Source organism: uncultured Rothia sp. (genome assembly GCF_963507905.1).
Taxonomy (GTDB): Bacteria; Actinomycetota; Actinomycetes; order Actinomycetales; family Micrococcaceae; genus Rothia.
Genome location: NZ_CAUOUU010000003.1, coordinates 64,816 through 81,228 on the forward strand (window position 1 = coordinate 64,816; position 16,413 = coordinate 81,228).

Sequence of the window (16,413 nt, forward strand, 5' to 3'; positions counted from 1 at the left end):
AGACTAACGCCAGAAACTATCTAAACCACATTTACTATTACATATAATTTTGTCGCAACCAGGCAATCGCCTCCATGTACGAATTGAATGATGCATTTATGTCAGTTGAGTTAGAATATCTAATCTGAATCTCGACCCGCGTAAATTTAAGATCATCAGGCATCCCTTTAGAGTTTTTCATTCTTGCGAGAAATCCAAGAGCTTCATCAAGATTCTGAGCAACATAATTTACGCCATACAGGGGAAGAATAAATATGCTGTCAATTTTACGGGATAGATGCTCTCGCAATCGTCCAGCAAAATTACTAAATTGATTTTCAGCATTCTCACGAAGGGACAAAATAACATTTTGTTGCCCCGCCTCCCCAATCGACGCCCAACGCTTAACTTGAGCCGCCATATGGTCCGCAGATGTCTTCTCATCAAACCAAAAGTCTATATTTTCGACCCGAAATGAGTCGACTAACAGTTCCATTGGAAAGTGCAAAACATCAATTCCCTGAGACTCCATCTGGCTAATACCACCTTGAGTCCATTCACCTGCCACTAAAGCACCAAGAAAAGGATTAGCAAAATGATAAGTTATCCTCAGCGGGATAAGCGCATTAGCAATTTCACCAGCCTTATTAACTGAATGCTTTGTGTAGCGCCTCCAAGCACTTTCGATAAAGGCAACAGGAGTGCCGATAATCTCCTGTGTACCTCCACGTTCCAAAACGAAGTCTAGGTCATGTTTATTTTGGTGCACATCGACCCATGTAACTTTCTTCTTTTGGCCTCGCGCAGGTCTAGGACCTTGGCGGTCAACATATAGGTCAAATTCATAAGCAATAGGAAGAAGCATATCGTAAAAAGCTTGTTCCATCATATAGCCAGCAATTTGCCCCAACGCGTGCGAAGGTGAAGTAGCCATATTATCCCTCAATCCATAGATATCCCTCATGCAGAGGATGATTATGCTTACGGTTTTTCCATTTAGTATTACGATCTCGAACTTTAGTAAATGACCAGGAGTTAAACCCTGCTGCTACAGCAAGCTCGCCAAGCCATTTTTCTACTGGAGCGTGAACACCATACGGAGCTGAATCTCCCACTACGTAGCACACTTTTGCTCCTGTCTTAGTCGCACGTCGCAGCGAGTGAAATACCTTTGCATTATCATAAAAATAGCCAGCTAGCATTGTGTTATATGCTTTATGCCCTGCACGTTCTTTACGAGCTTTTGTAAGATCATCATACACAGGCATAAATTCATTCATGATAGGACTCATCAGAGGAGATTCAAGGGCCTCTTCTGCATTCCAACGCCCCATATTTTGTGTAGCGGATCGTAACAAAACAGTTCGTAGTTCTCGCAAGTCTTTCCACCCTTCAATTTCTCCAAGTAAAATCTGCTCCAGGCGAAGAGTGTCAGCATAATCATAATTATTAGCGTAAGGGGGGGATGTAATTACCGCTTCAGCCCAATTATCCTTAACACCTACCAGATTTCTTGCATCAGAATGAAGTATGGTAGCCGTTGCAGGGTTATCCCCAAGCAAAAATTGTCGTTTTTCCATATCTGATGCAAAAAGCTCACCAGCAGACGCGAAAGCACTTAGCGGTTCAGCTACGCGACTTTTGGTTTTATTCGGCAATACATACTGCCATTGCGCAGTGCCTGCCGGAGAGCATGCACGGATAATCGAGATGAACGCAAGCCATAATAGTTCAGCGATTCCATCCGTATTCTGCTGGTTCAATACCTCATCGCGAATCCTCAAAAGTGTATGTAATGATGCTGAGTCAGGGAAACACTTGGCAATAAGAGGTGCTGTAGGTACCTGAACTGGACGATCTATTTTAACTGCCGCCAATACCTCATCTACACGTTCGCGTAGCTCATCTGGATTTTCGGTCCATAAAAGCTTTGCACTTGCGATACGCGCGACCATTGGATGGGCTTCTGTAGCCACAGATTCTATTTTCTGCTCTTGCGCAGCGAGCAAAGTTGTTCCAGAGCCTCCAAAAGGATCAAGTACCGTTTGCGCTCCCCAATGCCGCATCAAGCTACCGGCCCAATCTGCTGAGTAGCCAGCGCTGTATCGGAACCATCTGTGAACAGGACGCTTCATGTTATCTGCGAAAGTTGTTGTGTTCCGGAGGTCTCCAGCCCCAGTCATAAGGAACTTCTCAGTATCTTCTGCAAATGAAGGTACGAGTAATCTTGTATCCATTATTCTTCTACCCCTATGGTATTTGGAACCGACGTAGATTAGACGTTGAAGCGGAACTCGACTACGTCGCCGTCCTGCATGATGTAGTCCTTGCCCTCCATACGGACCTTACCGCGAGCCTTCGCCTCCGCCATGGAGCCAGCCTCATCCAGGTCCTTGAACGACACAACCTCAGCCTTAATGAAGCCGCGCTCAAAATCAGAGTGAATCACGCCAGCAGCCTGCGGCGCAGTATCACCCTTATAAATAGTCCAGGCGCGAGCCTCCTTCGGGCCAGCAGTCAGGTAAGTCTGCAGGCCCAGGGTCGAGAAGCCCACGCGAGCCAGCTGGTCCAGGCCGGACTCATCCTGACCGTTCATCTCCAGCATCTCGCGAGCCTCCTCCTCAGACAGCTCCACCAGGTCAGCCTCCAGCTTCGCATCCAGGAACACAGCCTCAGCCGGCGCCACCATATCGCGCAGCTCCTGCTGCTTCTCCTCAGACGCCAGAATGCCCTCATCCGCGTTGAACACGTAAATGAACGGCTTAGCAGTCAGCAGGTTCAGCTCCTTCAGGTGAGCCAGCTCCAGCTTCTCGTCCTTCGCACGAGAAATGATGGTGTCACCATCCTCCAGGATCTTCTGCGCAGCCTTGTAGGTCTCCAGCTGAGCGGCGTCACCCTTCTTAATCTTCACAGCCTTCTCCAGACGCGGAATAGCGTTCTCCAAAGTCTGCAGGTCAGCCAAAATCAGCTCAGTGTTAATGGTCTCCATATCGGAGGCGGGATCGACCTTGCCGTCCACGTGAATAACATCCGGGTCATCAAACGCACGCACCACCTGGGCGATAGCGTGCGCCTCACGAATATTCGCGAGGAACTTGTTACCCAGGCCCTCACCCTCAGAAGCGCCCTTCACAATACCCGCAATATCAACGAACGAAACAGTCGCAGGCAGAATACGCTCCGAACCAAAAATCTCAGCCAGACGGTTCAGACGCGCATCCGGCAGGTTCACCACGCCCACGTTCGGGTCAATGGTCGCGAACGGGTAGTTAGCCGCCAGCACGGTGTTGCCAGTCAGAGCGTTGAACAGGGTGGACTTGCCCACGTTAGGCAGGCCAACAATGCCGATAGTTAGAGCCACAAGTTTTCCTTCGAATCATGTACCCCGCCAAACACTCAGGATGCGCCGCGTACGTGATGCGGCGGGTGCGGGCGGGCACAGGGCGAAAATGGTGCCCGCTTCCAAGCGCGGCACCGGCGGTCTCAGGAAGAAACGGGTGCGGGGCGCCTGCGGGCATAGACACTACCATTCTACCGTGTTCGGGCAGGAGCCGCCCGTGTTGATGAGAGCAGGGGGCTAGAGCCAGCCGTTCTCCGTGGCAATACGCACCGCATCCTGACGAGTCGACGCACCCGTCTTCGCCATCGCCGCCGACAAATAATTACGCACCGTACCCGCCGACAAAAACAACGCCGACGCAATCTGCTGAGCCGTACCACCCGACGCCGCCTCACGCAGCACCTGCGCCTCACGCTCCGTCAACGGAGAAGCACCCGTCACCAAAGAATCCGCCGCCAACGACGGATCCACCACACGCAACCCCGCATGCACACGACGAATCGCCTCCGCCAACTGGCGAGCACCCGTATCCTTCACCACAAAACCACTCGCACCAGCCTCCAGGGCGCGGCGCACATAACCCGGACGGCCAAACGTCGTCACAATCAGCGTACGCACCGGCTCACCCGACTCACTCACCGCACCCGCATCACGTAGCGCCGCAGCCGCCTCAATACCATCAGCCAGCAAAGTACCGGGCATCTGCACATCCAACAGCACCACGTCCGGCTTCAATAGGGCGACAGCGCCCAACACCTCGTCACCACTACCGACCTGACCCACAATCTGCAGGTCAACCTCCAGACCCAGCAGAGCGGCAAGAGCCTCACGGATGAGCTGCTGATCGTCAGCGAGCAGAACACGAATCATGGAGCCTCCCAGGGCTGAAGACGGGGTGATAAGGCGGGCGGAACAACCGCGTGAGGTTGTCTACCACCACCATACAGGGGCGGGTAGCTCCCCCGTCCAGGGCGCGGCGCCAAGTTCCACAATCTGCAGAACCTACCTACAGCAGTGAGGTGTCACCGTCCATGCTCACACGGATGCGCGTACCCACCCCACCGCCAGGGTTCTCCGCCAGCCACTGCTCGGGCGCCGCCTCAATCACCACGCTACCGCCGGACGCCGCCACACGCTGAGCCATACCCGTCAGACCGTTACCGCGCGCATCGCCCACACCCACGCCGTTATCGAGGATGTCCAGACCGGTTGCGCTCAGACGCACCCGCGCCGCGTTCGCACCCGAGTGGCGCACCATGTTCGTGACCGCCTCACGCAGAACCCAGGAGAACAGCTTCGCGTTCACACCGGCCACCGCGAGCGCGTTCTGAGCCTCCGGCAGTTCGGCGCGAATACTGGCAGTTTGTAGGGCACGTCCCGCGCCCTCAATCTCGCCCGAGAAGTCGGGCACGCGCAGGCGCGTCACGGTTGAGCGGACCTCCGCCAGGGATGCGCGGGACAGCTGCGCGATTGCCTCCATCTCGGCGCCGGCGCGGGCGGGGTCAATCTCCAGCAGACGCTGTGCCAGCTCCGCCTTGAGGGTGATGACGGTCAGGGAGTGGCCCAGCACGTCGTGCACGTCGCGGGCAATCTCCTCGCGTTCCTCGGAGAGCGCCAGGGAGGCACGAGCTACGTCCGCGCGTTCACCCAGCTCAATCAGGTAAGAGAAGCCCAGAAGACCCAGCAGCGGCGCGCCGATAAAGAGAGCAATGCCTCCGTGAGAGGAGAAATCGAAACCGCTCACAGTAACGAATGTCAACCAGCAGATTGCGCCCATCGACGCCGCGACGGTCAGTCGCAGACGGTACGGGGCAATCGTGCCAAAAATCCAGAACGCCACAAAGTACATACCGAAGCCCAGCAGAATTACGTGTATGTCACTCGGGGTCAACACCGCCATACCTACCAACGGCAGAATCATCAGTGCCGTCCAGATGACGCTTCGGCGCACCGTGGAGGCGACCGGCACCAGCCACGGCACCGCGTACGCCGAGCAGTTCACCACCGCGAACAGCGCAATCAGCGCCACACCGGCCCAGCGCACCGGCGCCAGCTCCGGGGTGGTGAGGAAGCTGTCCAGCGGCATAAGCAGAAACACCAGCCACGGGGCGCTAAAGCCCAGCGCCAGCCAGTTCACGTTGCCGCGGCGTTCGCGGTGGAGGAAGCGGAAGCGGTGCTTACCCAGGATGCGCTTCGCGGCGGAGGGTGCCGCCTCGTGCTCAGCTCGAGCCTGGTCAGTATTGTGCGGGTGCGTGTGGGTTTCGGTCATAGTTCTAGCCTAACGTGCGGGTGCCAAGGGTGCGGGTGCCGCGGGTGCAGATACCACCGGCGCGGCAGTGTTAGCAGATGGGGTGTGAGTGGGTACGGCTTCCGCCGCAGCCTTAGGGTTCAAGGCTGCGGCGGGAAGAAGCGTTTAGCGGCGGGTTGCGCGGCGCATCAGCAGGGCAGAAACACCCAGGAAGATCGCCGCCCACGCTGCCAGGCTCACCACGGCGTACCAGAGCGGCTCGGTGACGAGCCAGTCCTCACCGCCCGAAATAATGGTCCGACCTGAGCTGAAGGGGTAGCGGGCAATCTCAGCGGCACCGTACAGCGGAGTGAAACGTGCGTAGTTCAGCAGGTCGGTGCTCAGCGGGGAGAACACGGTACCGAAGAAGCTCATAATCACCAGCAGACCGTTCGCAATGGACACGGCGTTCTCGTTACGAATCAGCAGACCCATCATGATGCCGTAGAAGGCGAACACCAGACCGCACAGCACCGTCAGCGCGCCGGCGGCAAGCTGCTGGTTCACGGGGATCTCAACACCGGTGAACATGCCCACAATGTTCACCGCAATCACCGGCAGCGCAGAAATCACCAGGGCGGTCAGCGCCTTCGCGCCCAGGTACTTGCCGGTGGTCAGCGGGGTCAGCGCCAGCTGGCGGTTCCAGCCGCTGGAGAGCTCGGTGACGGTGCTGCCGCTAATCGCCACGGTGTTCTGCACGGCACCGTACAGCGCCATGCCAATCATGACGTAGGCCGCTACGTTGCCGTCGCCCATCTGCTGGGAGGAGTAGTCCTGCATCGCGCCAAAGAGCAGGAAGAAGACAATCGGCAGTGCCACGCCGAAGAAGAAACGGTCGGTCGAGAGGATAGAAGCGCGGATGTCGTAGAGTGCGTAGCGGAGCATGATGTTTTCCTTGAGGTGTGTAGCGGCGGTGTAGCGTTTAGATGGTGTGGTGTTTAGGCAGTCTGATGTTTAGGCGTCGGATGCCTTGGAGGCGGCGGCCTGCTCAGTCAGCAGGGTGAAGGACTCGTCCAGGGAGGGCTTGGTGACTTCCAGGTCGGTGATGCTGTAGTTGTTCAGCAGAGTGCGCAGTACCTGTTCAATCTCCACCACGGAGATGCGGTGGCGGTACCCGCCGGACTCTTCGGTGACCTCAACCGGCACGTCCAGGTCGGTGATGGGTGCAGGTGCGAGGAAGCTGAGGTGGCGGTGGCCGGTCAGGGCACGAATCTCGTCGGAGGAGCCGTCAGCGATGATGGAGCCGGATTCCATGAGCACGATGCGCTGGGCGAAGTTCTGTGCTTCTTCCAGGTAGTGCGTCGCAAAAAGAATGGTCGTTCCACGCTCGGCGATGGCTTCCATACGCTCCCAGAAGGTGCGGCGCGCATTCACGTCCATGCCGGCGGTCGGCTCGTCCAGGATCAGCAGTTCCGGCGAGTGCATGGTCGCCAGGGCGTAACGCAGACGCTGCTGCTGACCGCCCGAGCACTTGCCGACCTTACGCTTAGCAATATCGGTCAGGTCGGCGCCGGCGAGTACCTCATCCACGTCAATGGGCTTGGGGTACAGGGCGGCAATCATCTCGACCGTGGCGCGGATCGTCAGGTCCTTGAGCAGGCCACCGGTCTGCTGCACCGCGCCGAGTAGACCGGCGCGTGCCGCCTCGGAGGCGTTGCGACCGAAGACGCTCAACTCGCCGCCGCTGGGCTGGGTCAGACCAAGAATCATGTCGATGAGGGTGGTCTTGCCCGCGCCGTTGGGACCGAGCAGGGCGATGATTTCGCCGCGCTTGACGGTCAGGTCAATCGAGTTGACGGCGACCACGGTGCCTGCCGCACGGGTGGAGAAAACCTGGCGGAGGGAGCGGGCGGAAATAACGGTTTCTGCGGTGTTGTGCTTGCTGTTCTGAAGTGCTGCGGTGTTCATGGTTCTATTACACCGCCGGTTTTCGCGCCGGTGCGGTACAGAGTGTCATGACCTGCACATGACAAATGTCATGAGTTCGCGGAGCGGCTGTTCTAGCGAGGCATTTTCAGCGGTAATACAGCATGGCAACGAGGTAATCTCCGCAGCGAAGGCGATCACGCGAAGCGGGGGCTCCGTCCTCGAAGCGCCTGTGTCAGTCGTTGTTGGGGCGAGGTGACATTCCCCTGCAGCGGAGGCGGTCACGCGAAGCGGGGGCTCCGTCCTCGAAGCGCCCCCAGGCGCTGAAGAGGGGGCACTCCCCCGCGTAGCGTGAGCGCGAAGCTGCACAAGCATCCCAAACCGCGCATCCCGCACATCAGACGCAAAAACCCCGTGTCTTCTCCCCAAAGCGGGAAGAGGACACGGGGTCATCAGTATAAGAGTTTAGCGATTGGGCTTAGCACCGCGGCCACCGAGCTGGCGGCCCACGTTCTCATCATTCTTCAGGGCGGAACGCAGTTCCTTCGGCAGGGAGAAGAGAATGTCTTCCTTCGCGGTCTCCACCTCTTCAATGGTGCTGTAGCCGTACTCGGCGAGCAGAGCCAGCACCTCCTGAACCAGAACCTCGGGCACGGACGCGCCGGAGGTCAGGCCCACGGTCGCCACGCCCTCGAACCAGGACTCGTCCACCTGGTGTGCGAAGTCCACACGCTCGGCACGCTTAGCGCCGTATTCGAGTGCCACTTCCTTCAGGCGCACGGAGTTCGAGGAGTTTGCCGAACCAACCACGATGACCAGGTCGGCGCGCGGAGCGATCTCCTTGATGGCGCCCTGGCGGTTGGAGGTTGCGTAGCAGATGTCGTCCGAGGGCGGGTCCTGCAGGGAGGGGAAACGCTCACGCAGACGCGCCACGGTTTCCAGGGTTTCGTCCACGGACAGGGTGGTCTGAGAAATCCAGACGACCTTCTCCGGGTTGCGGACGGTCACCTGGTCCACTTCGTCGGGCGAGTTCACGATCTGGATGTGCTCGGGCGCCTCACCGGCGGTACCCTCGACCTCTTCGTGGCCGGTGTGGCCGATGAGCAGGATGTCGTAGTCCTGCTTGGCGAAGCGCACAGCCTCGCGGTGCACCTTGTTCACCAGCGGGCAGGTCGCGTCAATGGTGTTCAGGGAGCGGTCGCCGGCTGCGGAAACCACCGCCGGGGACACGCCGTGCGCCGAGAACACGGTCACGGAGCCTTCGGGGACTTCGTCCACTTCATCAACGAAGATAGCGCCCTGCTTTTCCAGGGTCTCCACCACGTGGCGGTTGTGAACAATCTGCTTGCGCACATAGACGGGCGCACCGTAGTGCTCCAGCGCCTTCTCAACAGCGATCACGGCACGGTCAACGCCTGCGCAGTAACCGCGCGGGGTGGCGAGCAGGACTTTCTTCTCACCGGTGACGGGTGCGGCGGCTTCAACGTCGGCGCGGCTGCGGCGCTCGCGGGGTACGGGCGGCAGGCCCAGGGCAATAGTTTCAGTGGACATGGTTACTATCCTACGTTGTTCGGACTTTTAGTGTGTGATGACTGTGGCACCGCTCGCAGGGCTACGTCCCAGGGCGATGAGGCGAATCAGAATACCGAGCAGCAGGGCGAGAATCGCCATGACCAGCCCGTAGCTTGCCGCCGCCTGCAAGTGCCCGGTCAGTGACGGTGCAAGCTGGTTCCATGCCCCGGTAATCAGTGCCGTTCCGGCGGTGCTGTGGCTGGTAATTCCCAAGGTTTCAGGGCTTTGGGCGCCAAACCAGCCTGCGGCGCCCCAGCCCAGCAGGGCGTAGAGCAGGGCCGTGACCACCGGCACCAGGATGCGGTGCCTGGGTGCCAGCAACGTAGCCAGCAGCAGGCTCAGCACCGAGATGATAGTCAGCGGCACGGTGGATTTGCCCAGCGCGGCGGCACGGTTAATGCCGGCGTGCAGGTACCATTCCTGTTGCTCCTGCTGGTTGTTGCCGTCCTTTACCCGGTCAATGTTGAGGGTTTCAGGGCCGAGCTTCGTCAGGTCCGGGTCGAAGGAGCCGATAGAGCCGATCTTCGCATCCAGCGCACGGTAGAAGGGGGTGAGCACAATGACGGCGGGGCCGCCCTGGTGTTCAAGGTTGTAGCGGCGAGTTTCCTCGGCTATTTCCTTCCAGAGGCTTCGATATTCTTCAGTTTTTGACAGCTCAGCCGCGGAACGGTTGAGCAGGGAACGTATGCCGTCTTGTGTCGGCTTTACAAGAATGGAGTATAAGCCGCTTTCTTTGGTGCCGTCGAGGAAGGTTGTCATAGCCTCGGAGTTCATAAGGTCTTCCACTGCGCCGTCCGCGATGCGCGAGGCAAGCTGCGAATCTTCCGCCAGGGTGGAGGAAATCTGCGAGAAACCGCGCTCTGACATGAGCTTAGAGTTCACCCAGGCACCCGTGGTCGCACCCAGACCGGTCACCAGGGCCAGGGCGCACAGCACAACGGTCAGGAACCTCCGCAAACCTGCTGCGAAGGGAGGCTCCGGGGCGGCCTGCAACTCAGCTTTGGTGGGGGCTGCGGGATGGCCGAGCGTGCGCGTGGGCTGTAGCAGGGTGGTGTCTTCATCCGCGGTGGAGGAACCACCCGTGTAGTAGCCGTCCGTGCGGGTAATCCGGGTGCCCACGACTCGGGTCGCGTCCGCCGGGTAGTTTTGCGCGCCAGTACCCGCCGCTGACGAAGCCGCGGCGGTGTTGAGGGCATTGTTCTGATGTGCTGACTGATCGGGTGAGCGCATGAGCCTAGGGTACCCGCTCACGGTGTTCAAAGCCGATTCAGACCCGCAGAATGCGCCAGAAGCTAAGTTCTTCCTGCACTCCGTGCAAGCTACCGAGTCGCCAGGCTGACCTGCGCGCAGGCGCATAACCGACCAATCAGGGACAATAGAGAGTATGAACTTCTACAACCCCTCCGCAGCGCAGCCGGCACCCGCACTGGTGGTGCCACCCGTGCACGAGCGGCAGCTTCCCGGGAAGTCTCAGGAAACCACCGCCACCAACCCCTGGCCCCTCGCCCTGCTCGCGCAGAACCTCAAAAACTACGTAGACAAGGTTCCCGAGCTCTGGGTGGAGGCGCAGGTCGCCTCCCTCAACGGCCGCGGTGGCAACGTCTTCATGGAGCTCAAAGACCTCAACGAAGACTTCTCCTTCACCCTCGCGCTCTTCGGGCGTGCCGGTAGCGGCCTGGCGGCTGATGTGACCGTAGGCGCTCGCATCGTCACCCGCGCCAAGCCGAGCCTGTGGAAGAACGGCAAGCTCTCCCTCATCGGCAAGGAAGTGTACGCGGTCGGCACCGGCAACCTGCACGAGCAGCTGCAGCGTCTGCGTGAAGCTCTCGCCGCCGAGGGGCTGTTCTCTGACGCGCGGAAGAAGCCGCTACCCATGCTGCCGAATCGCGTGGGTCTGATTACCGGTCGCGATTCTGACGCGGAGAAGGACGTTATCCGCAACGCCTCCCTGCGTTGGCCCGGCGTGGTCTTCGAGGTGCGCAATACCCGCGTTCAGGGTGAGGGTGCGGCGGCTGAGGTCATTGCGGCCCTCGCCGAACTGGATGCCCACCCGGAGGTGGACGTCATCGTCATCGCCCGAGGCGGCGGCTCCTTCGAAGACCTGCTGCCTTTCTCCGAGGAGGCGCTCATCCGCGCCGTCGCGGCGGCCACCACCCCGGTGGTCTCGGCAATCGGTCACGAGGCGGACTCCCCCATCCTCGATGCGGTCGCCGATCTGCGCGCTTCCACCCCCACCGATGCGGGTAAGCGCATTGTGCCCGATATTTCGGAGGAAACCTCCCGCATCACCGAGGCCCGCGCCCGCCTGGACCGTGCGGTGCTCGGCTACGTGGGCATGCAGATGAACTACATTGCGCAGCTGCGGAGCCGCCCGGTGCTCACCCACCCGGAGTCCTCCCTGCTCATGCGTGTGGAAGAGCTGAGCCAGCTACGCGAGCGCGCTCACCGTTCGGTGCAGCACCATCTGGAGCGTGAGTCGGCGACTCTGTCGCATACGTTGGCGCGGGTGCGTTCGCTCTCGCCTGCGCAGACGCTCAACCGCGGCTACTCTATCGTTCAGGATGCCGCGGGCGCTATTGTGCGTGACGCTTCGGCGCTGAGCGAGGGCGAGCAGATTATGGTACGCGCGGCGACCGGTTCGGCGCAGGCGGCCGTGACTTCTACGGACCCCTCAAACATCTCCTAAACCTCGATACCCCTACGTTTTACCTCTAGTTTTTATCCCTAGGTTTTACCTCTGAAAGGTTCCTCAATGAGCGAGAACATTAGCTTCAACAGCGCCGAGCTGGGCGCACCCGTCGAAACCCTCGGCTACGAGCAGGCGCGTGCCGAGCTGGAGCAGGTCGTGCGCCAGCTGGAGTCCGGCGCCAGTGACCTGGAGACCTCCATCGCCCTGTGGGAGCGTGGCGAGGCACTTGCCGCCCGCTGCGAGGCGTGGCTGCAGGGCGCGCAGGAGCGCCTGAACGCGGCACGCGGTGCACAGGCTGGTCAGGAGAACCTGGCAAACTAAAGCCGCTTCCAGCACCCGCTCTGGCACATCCGCCAGCTGTCAAATAAAAATAGCCTGCCCCGCAGCTCATCAGAACTGCGGGGCAGGCTATTTCTATCTGTCACAAGGCAGAGACAGCAGGGCTAGTGCTTCTGCTTGTAGTCAGCCATGAAGTTACCCAGGCGCTCCAGGGCGCTGGTGAGGGTCTGCGTATCGGGTAGGAACACCAGACGGAAGTGGTCCGGGTCCTTCCAGTTGAACGCGCGGCCGTGGCTGAAGAGAATCTTCTGGCTCTTGAGCAGGTCCAGGGCGAACTGTTCATCGTCGGTAATGTCGAAGCGCTCAACATCAATCTTCGGGAACAGGTAGAGCGCGCCGTCCGCGCTGGTGCAGCTGATGCCGTCAATCTCGTTAAGCATCTTGTGCGCCAGGGTGCGCTGCTCGTACAGGCGGCCGCCGGGAACAATCAGCTCGTTAATGGACTGGTAGCCGCCGAGCGCGGTCTGGATGGCGTGCTGTGCCGGAACGTTGGCGCACAGGCGCATGGAGGCGAGCAGGTGAATGCCTTCCAGGTAGCTGGAAGCGTCCTTCTTCGGGCCGGTGATAGCGACCCAACCCGCACGGTAACCGCAGACGCGGTATGCCTTGGACAGGCCGGAGAAGGTCAGGCAGAGCACGTCGTCGCCGGTGAGGGTCGCCATGTTGATGGCCTCTGCGCCATCGTAGGTAATCTTTTCGTAAATCTCATCAGAGAACACGACCAGACCGTGTTCGCGTGCCACATCCACAATCTGCTTAAGCACGGAACGCGGGTAGACGGCACCGGTGGGGTTGTTCGGGTTAATAACCACGATGCCCTTGGTACGCTCGGTAATCTTCGATTTAATGTCTTCGATGTCCGGGTACCAGTTGTTTTCCTCATCGCAGAGGTAGTGCACGGGCTTGCCGCCGACCAGCGCGGTGGCTGCGGTCCACAGCGGGTAGTCGGGCATGGGGACCAGGATTTCGTCGCCGGTCTCGCACAGTGCCTGCAGGGTCATCGGGATCAGCTCAGACACACCGTTACCCAAGTAGATAGATTCGGTGTCGAGGTTCATGATGCCGCGGTTCTGGTAGTGGTGCACAATGGCGGTACGTGCCGAGTAGAGGCCGCGGGAGTCAGAGTAGCCCTGAGTTTCGGGCAGGTGACGAATGATATCCATCATGATGGCATCCGGCGCCTCAAAGCCGAAGGGCGCGGGGTTACCAATGTTCAGCTTGAGGATGCGGTGGCCCATCGCTTCCATGCGATTGGCTTCATCCAGAATGGGGCCGCGGATGTCGTACAGGACGTTGCTCAACTTTGAGGACTGACGGTACTTCGTCATGATGATTTACTTTCTAGGGTGATCCAAAATGAATTGTGCTGCGTCATCATCTGCGATGGGGTTGGAACCGCTAGTCAGACGCAGCAGGAACGAGAGGTTACCCGTGTCTAATGTAGATGATACGCGGTTAATTGCCGTCCGGGCGCTATCTGGCAGGGTACGGCGGATAATGGGCACCAGTTGCTGCTGCAAAAGCGCCGTCGAGGGGTCTTCCAGGGTGACCAGGCGGTTCTCTTCAATCGCGGAGTCGCTGCTGTGCAGCAGGGTCACCTGCACGGTGTCTGCGGTGAGGGCGTTGACGCGCTCGGCGGGGTCGTCCTGAATCTTCGGGTCGTGCACACGGTAACGGTAGAGGCTACGCAAAGAATCCACGCCGTAGGTGCCGCTGGAGTACCCGGTCGGGATGGAGAACGCCAGGGAAGACTGCACCTCACGCAGGTTCGCGAGGGAGTTGAGCTTGTGGCGGGCGCTCACGGCGCGGGTGGTGACCAGTACATCCTTGTTGGTGGCGTGGGCACCGTTGAGGAGCATGAGCTCTTCGGGCAGGATGCGCGAGATGGCGTTGGTCATGTCGGTGGTGCTCATGGCGCGCAGGTTGATGGGGTCTGCGGAGCGGGTGGAGCTTGCCGAGGGGCTCGCGGTACCGTCCGTAGCATGCGCGGAGGCGGTGCTCTCCTCCGCGGTGGGGGTGGCCGCCGGGGGCAGGGTCACGCCTGCGGCTTGAGCGGAGGCACTCACGGAGGCGGCAATACGTTCGTTCTGTGCGGCGGCGGGGCTGATTTTGCCGTCGTCGGTCAGGTAGAGCAGCAGGTCTCCGCTGTAGTCGATGACCAGGTCCAACGATTCAGGGGCGGCGGCAGTGGTGCTGCCGGTTTCCTCGTCGTCGGGCAGAGTTGCGGTAGGGGTGGCAGAGTTAGCCGAAGGAACCATGAGCCCGCGCAGGGCGGCGGCGCGGCTGTTATCGGTGTCAACAAGTTCGACGGTGTAGCCGACCTGTCGCAGGGCGCGCGCGTACACGTGCGCTACGGCGCGCATCTCACGCAGGGCGCCGTAGCCGATACGCAGGGTACCGTAGCTGGAGGCGGAAGGGTCCACATGCGGGGTGGTGTCGTTGCTACCGCAGGCGGCAAGGATTGGCACGAGCGCCAGGGAGGTGAGCGCCGCACGGCGGGTGAGGGTCAGTCGGTTCATTAGGGAAGCTTCCGTGCGTTTTCGTCGGCAAGAAATTCGCGGTATTCGCGTGCCCAGCTGGCGGCGTTAGAGTAGCCCATCATGGAGGCGACCTCGTCGATGAGGGTGCCGTAACGGATGGTGTCCAGCTCAGCGATGGGTACCCAGCGTGCCGTGTCGGAGGAGCCGTTGATTTCGTGGCGCAGTTCGCCGGTGACAATGTGGGCACGGAAAACCACCCGCAGGGCGCAGAAGGGTAGCGCTTGCGGGTCTTTCTGGGTGGAGCGCACGGGGAAGTGTCCGGCGTGCACGCCCAGAATGTCTTCAATGGCGACGCTGTAACCGGTCTCTTCGAGGGTCTCTCGTAGCGCGGTTTCGTCGGCCTGTTCGCCGGGTTCCATGCCGCCGCCAGGCAGGGACCAGAGGGGGCTGAGCGCGCGGTCTTCGGGCACCCAGCGGGTCATGAGCAGCTTGCCCTGCTCAATGATCACTGCGTAGGCTGCGGGTCGGGTTTCCATTGCTAATGCCATGGTTTGATTTTACCGTCTATCGTTCGTTAGCGTTTCTTGCCGCGGCGTGCGCTGGCGGCTTTGGCGGACTGTCGAGCGTGCTGGCGCGCGTTACCGTTTTTCTTGGCGTTGGCGCGCTTTTTATCGCGTGCTTCGCGGCGGGCGTTGGCGGCTCGTGCCTTCGCTTTTTCCTTTGCTTTTTCAGCGGCGATGCGTTCGGCGCGTGCCTGCCGGGTTTCGCTACCGCGCTCACTGGTTGCGGTGCGGCCGCGCACAATGCCGATGAAGTCCTGCAGGAGCGCTTCGAGCTCTTCGCTGCGCGGCTCGCCCTTGGGGGCACGCGGCCAGACCAGGTGCACCGGGTAGGTGTCCAGGCCCGCAACGGGGCGGTAGGTGAGGTCCTTGCGGTGGTAGAAACGCGCAATGGACATGGGCACAATGTACAGACCCACACCAGCGGCAACCAGCTCGATGGTTTCCTTATCGGTCAGGCCCTCGGGCACGATGCGACCGGCGTTCTCACGCCATGCGCGGGAGACTTCCTCATAGGCGGGAATATCGGAGGCGGGCTGCAGCAGGAACTCTTCAGCAAGCTCCTCCACGGGCACCTCATCAAGCACGGTGAGCACATGGTCCACCGGCAGAATGACCACGGGTAGCTCCTCGTAGAGGCGGATGCTATGGTACTTTTCGCCGTCGGTGCTTGCCGGTTCGCGGTCGGGGCGCACAATGCTCATGTGTGCGAAGGGGTTCTCGGGCACCTCAACGACGGGTACCGGGGCGTGATCGGTAGCCTCGGCGGGCGCCTCGGCAGCGTTTTCTCCCTCTGCCGCCGATTCAAGGGCAGGATCAATCAGGCACAAATCCTGGTGCAGGGAGTCCAGGCCGCGCGCCTCACGCACGGGCACCTCCGCCAGCTGCACGCGGTCGCCGTAACGCTCATGCCAGCGGTTGAACCACTTGCCGGGCATAATCGCGGGCACGTAGCTAACACGCAGCATGGAACGCTGCAGCACGGGGATGGGCAGAGCCTCCGGGGTCTGGATCATTGCCAGCTGCTCGGGGTGCAGGTACACGCGGGTGGGAGCCTCGGCGGGCGCTTCGGTTTCTACCCGGTCGGTAGTGTTTTCGGGTGCGCTCAACTCGGCATTGGGCTCGGTGAGAGCATGTTCGTTGATGGGCTGCTCTTCGGGGGTACCTGCGGTGGAGGATGCGGTAGAAGTCATCCCTCCACGCTAGCACAGATTAGGAGCGGGCATTAAGGTCGGTAAACACCCATCCCGTGACGGTAGGGGCGGTGCTGCTGGGGCGCTGTGCCCTGCGGTGAAAGAGAG

The 16,413-nt window shown here is 60.2% G+C and carries 15 protein-coding genes; 2 read left to right on the forward strand and 13 right to left on the reverse strand.

The features are described from left to right. Positions 1 to 37 precede the first annotated feature (37 nt). The 9 genes from RQ593_RS03090 to RQ593_RS03130 form a co-directional block, all read right to left on the reverse strand. Positions 38 to 913: a hypothetical protein gene (locus tag RQ593_RS03090; protein ID WP_065423953.1), complete on the reverse strand. Its 876-nt coding sequence runs from the start codon at positions 911 to 913 to the stop codon at positions 38 to 40. 1 nt (position 914) lies between these two features. Then, a complete protein-coding gene (locus RQ593_RS03095) occupies positions 915 to 2,162 on the reverse strand; it encodes a site-specific DNA-methyltransferase (protein ID WP_168163555.1) in 1,248 nt (415 codons plus the stop codon). Between the two features lie 92 nt (positions 2,163 to 2,254). Next, on the reverse strand, positions 2,255 to 3,340 hold the full coding sequence (ychF, locus tag RQ593_RS03100; protein WP_060824475.1) for a redox-regulated ATPase YchF: 1,086 nt from the start codon (positions 3,338 to 3,340) through the stop codon (positions 2,255 to 2,257). A gap of 216 nt (positions 3,341 to 3,556) precedes the next feature. Beyond that, positions 3,557 to 4,189, reverse strand: coding sequence for a response regulator (locus RQ593_RS03105; RefSeq protein WP_005508461.1), 633 nt, complete (start codon positions 4,187 to 4,189; stop codon positions 3,557 to 3,559). A gap of 136 nt (positions 4,190 to 4,325) precedes the next feature. Then, positions 4,326 to 5,588: a histidine kinase gene (locus tag RQ593_RS03110; protein ID WP_311449813.1), complete on the reverse strand. Its 1,263-nt coding sequence runs from the start codon at positions 5,586 to 5,588 to the stop codon at positions 4,326 to 4,328. 144 nt (positions 5,589 to 5,732) lie between these two features. Further along, entirely contained in the window at positions 5,733 to 6,491 is a 759-nt protein-coding gene (locus tag RQ593_RS03115) for an ABC transporter permease (protein WP_311449814.1), read from the reverse strand. A gap of 69 nt (positions 6,492 to 6,560) precedes the next feature. Beyond that, positions 6,561 to 7,514 carry an ABC transporter ATP-binding protein gene (locus RQ593_RS03120; protein WP_311449815.1) on the reverse strand — a complete coding sequence of 318 codons (954 nt, stop codon included), beginning with the start codon at positions 7,512 to 7,514 and terminating at the stop codon, positions 6,561 to 6,563. A gap of 423 nt (positions 7,515 to 7,937) precedes the next feature. After that, positions 7,938 to 9,023 carry a 4-hydroxy-3-methylbut-2-enyl diphosphate reductase gene (locus RQ593_RS03125; protein WP_311449816.1) on the reverse strand — a complete coding sequence of 362 codons (1,086 nt, stop codon included), beginning with the start codon at positions 9,021 to 9,023 and terminating at the stop codon, positions 7,938 to 7,940. Between the two features lie 27 nt (positions 9,024 to 9,050). After that, positions 9,051 to 10,274, reverse strand: a complete 1,224-nt coding sequence (locus RQ593_RS03130) for a dehydrogenase (protein WP_311449817.1) — start codon at positions 10,272 to 10,274, stop codon at positions 9,051 to 9,053. 154 nt (positions 10,275 to 10,428) lie between these two features. On the opposite strand from RQ593_RS03130, the gene xseA reads away from it, so the two are divergent. Further along, complete coding sequence (gene xseA, locus RQ593_RS03135; RefSeq protein ID WP_311449818.1) at positions 10,429 to 11,730, forward strand: exodeoxyribonuclease VII large subunit; 1,302 nt, start codon at positions 10,429 to 10,431, stop codon at positions 11,728 to 11,730. 66 nt (positions 11,731 to 11,796) lie between these two features. Beyond that, positions 11,797 to 12,054: an exodeoxyribonuclease VII small subunit gene (locus RQ593_RS03140; protein WP_049327598.1), complete on the forward strand. Its 258-nt coding sequence runs from the start codon at positions 11,797 to 11,799 to the stop codon at positions 12,052 to 12,054. Between the two features lie 122 nt (positions 12,055 to 12,176). On the opposite strand, the gene RQ593_RS03145 is transcribed toward RQ593_RS03140, so the two are convergent. From RQ593_RS03145 to RQ593_RS03160, 4 genes are read right to left on the reverse strand one after another with little or no spacing between them, the layout of a single operon-like run. Then, positions 12,177 to 13,400, reverse strand: a complete 1,224-nt coding sequence (locus tag RQ593_RS03145) for a pyridoxal phosphate-dependent aminotransferase (RefSeq protein WP_005508453.1) — start codon at positions 13,398 to 13,400, stop codon at positions 12,177 to 12,179. Positions 13,401 to 13,406: 6 nt separating this feature from the next. After that, positions 13,407 to 14,591, reverse strand: coding sequence for a glycine betaine ABC transporter substrate-binding protein (locus RQ593_RS03150; protein WP_311449819.1), 1,185 nt, complete (start codon positions 14,589 to 14,591; stop codon positions 13,407 to 13,409). Continuing rightward, on the reverse strand, positions 14,591 to 15,088 hold the full coding sequence (locus tag RQ593_RS03155; RefSeq protein ID WP_005505097.1) for an NUDIX domain-containing protein: 498 nt from the start codon (positions 15,086 to 15,088) through the stop codon (positions 14,591 to 14,593). The genes RQ593_RS03150 and RQ593_RS03155 overlap by 1 nt, the downstream gene beginning before the upstream one ends. Before the next feature lie 38 nt (positions 15,089 to 15,126). Next, a complete protein-coding gene (locus RQ593_RS03160) occupies positions 15,127 to 16,305 on the reverse strand; it encodes a LysR substrate-binding domain-containing protein (RefSeq protein WP_311449820.1) in 1,179 nt (392 codons plus the stop codon). Positions 16,306 to 16,413 lie beyond the last annotated feature (108 nt).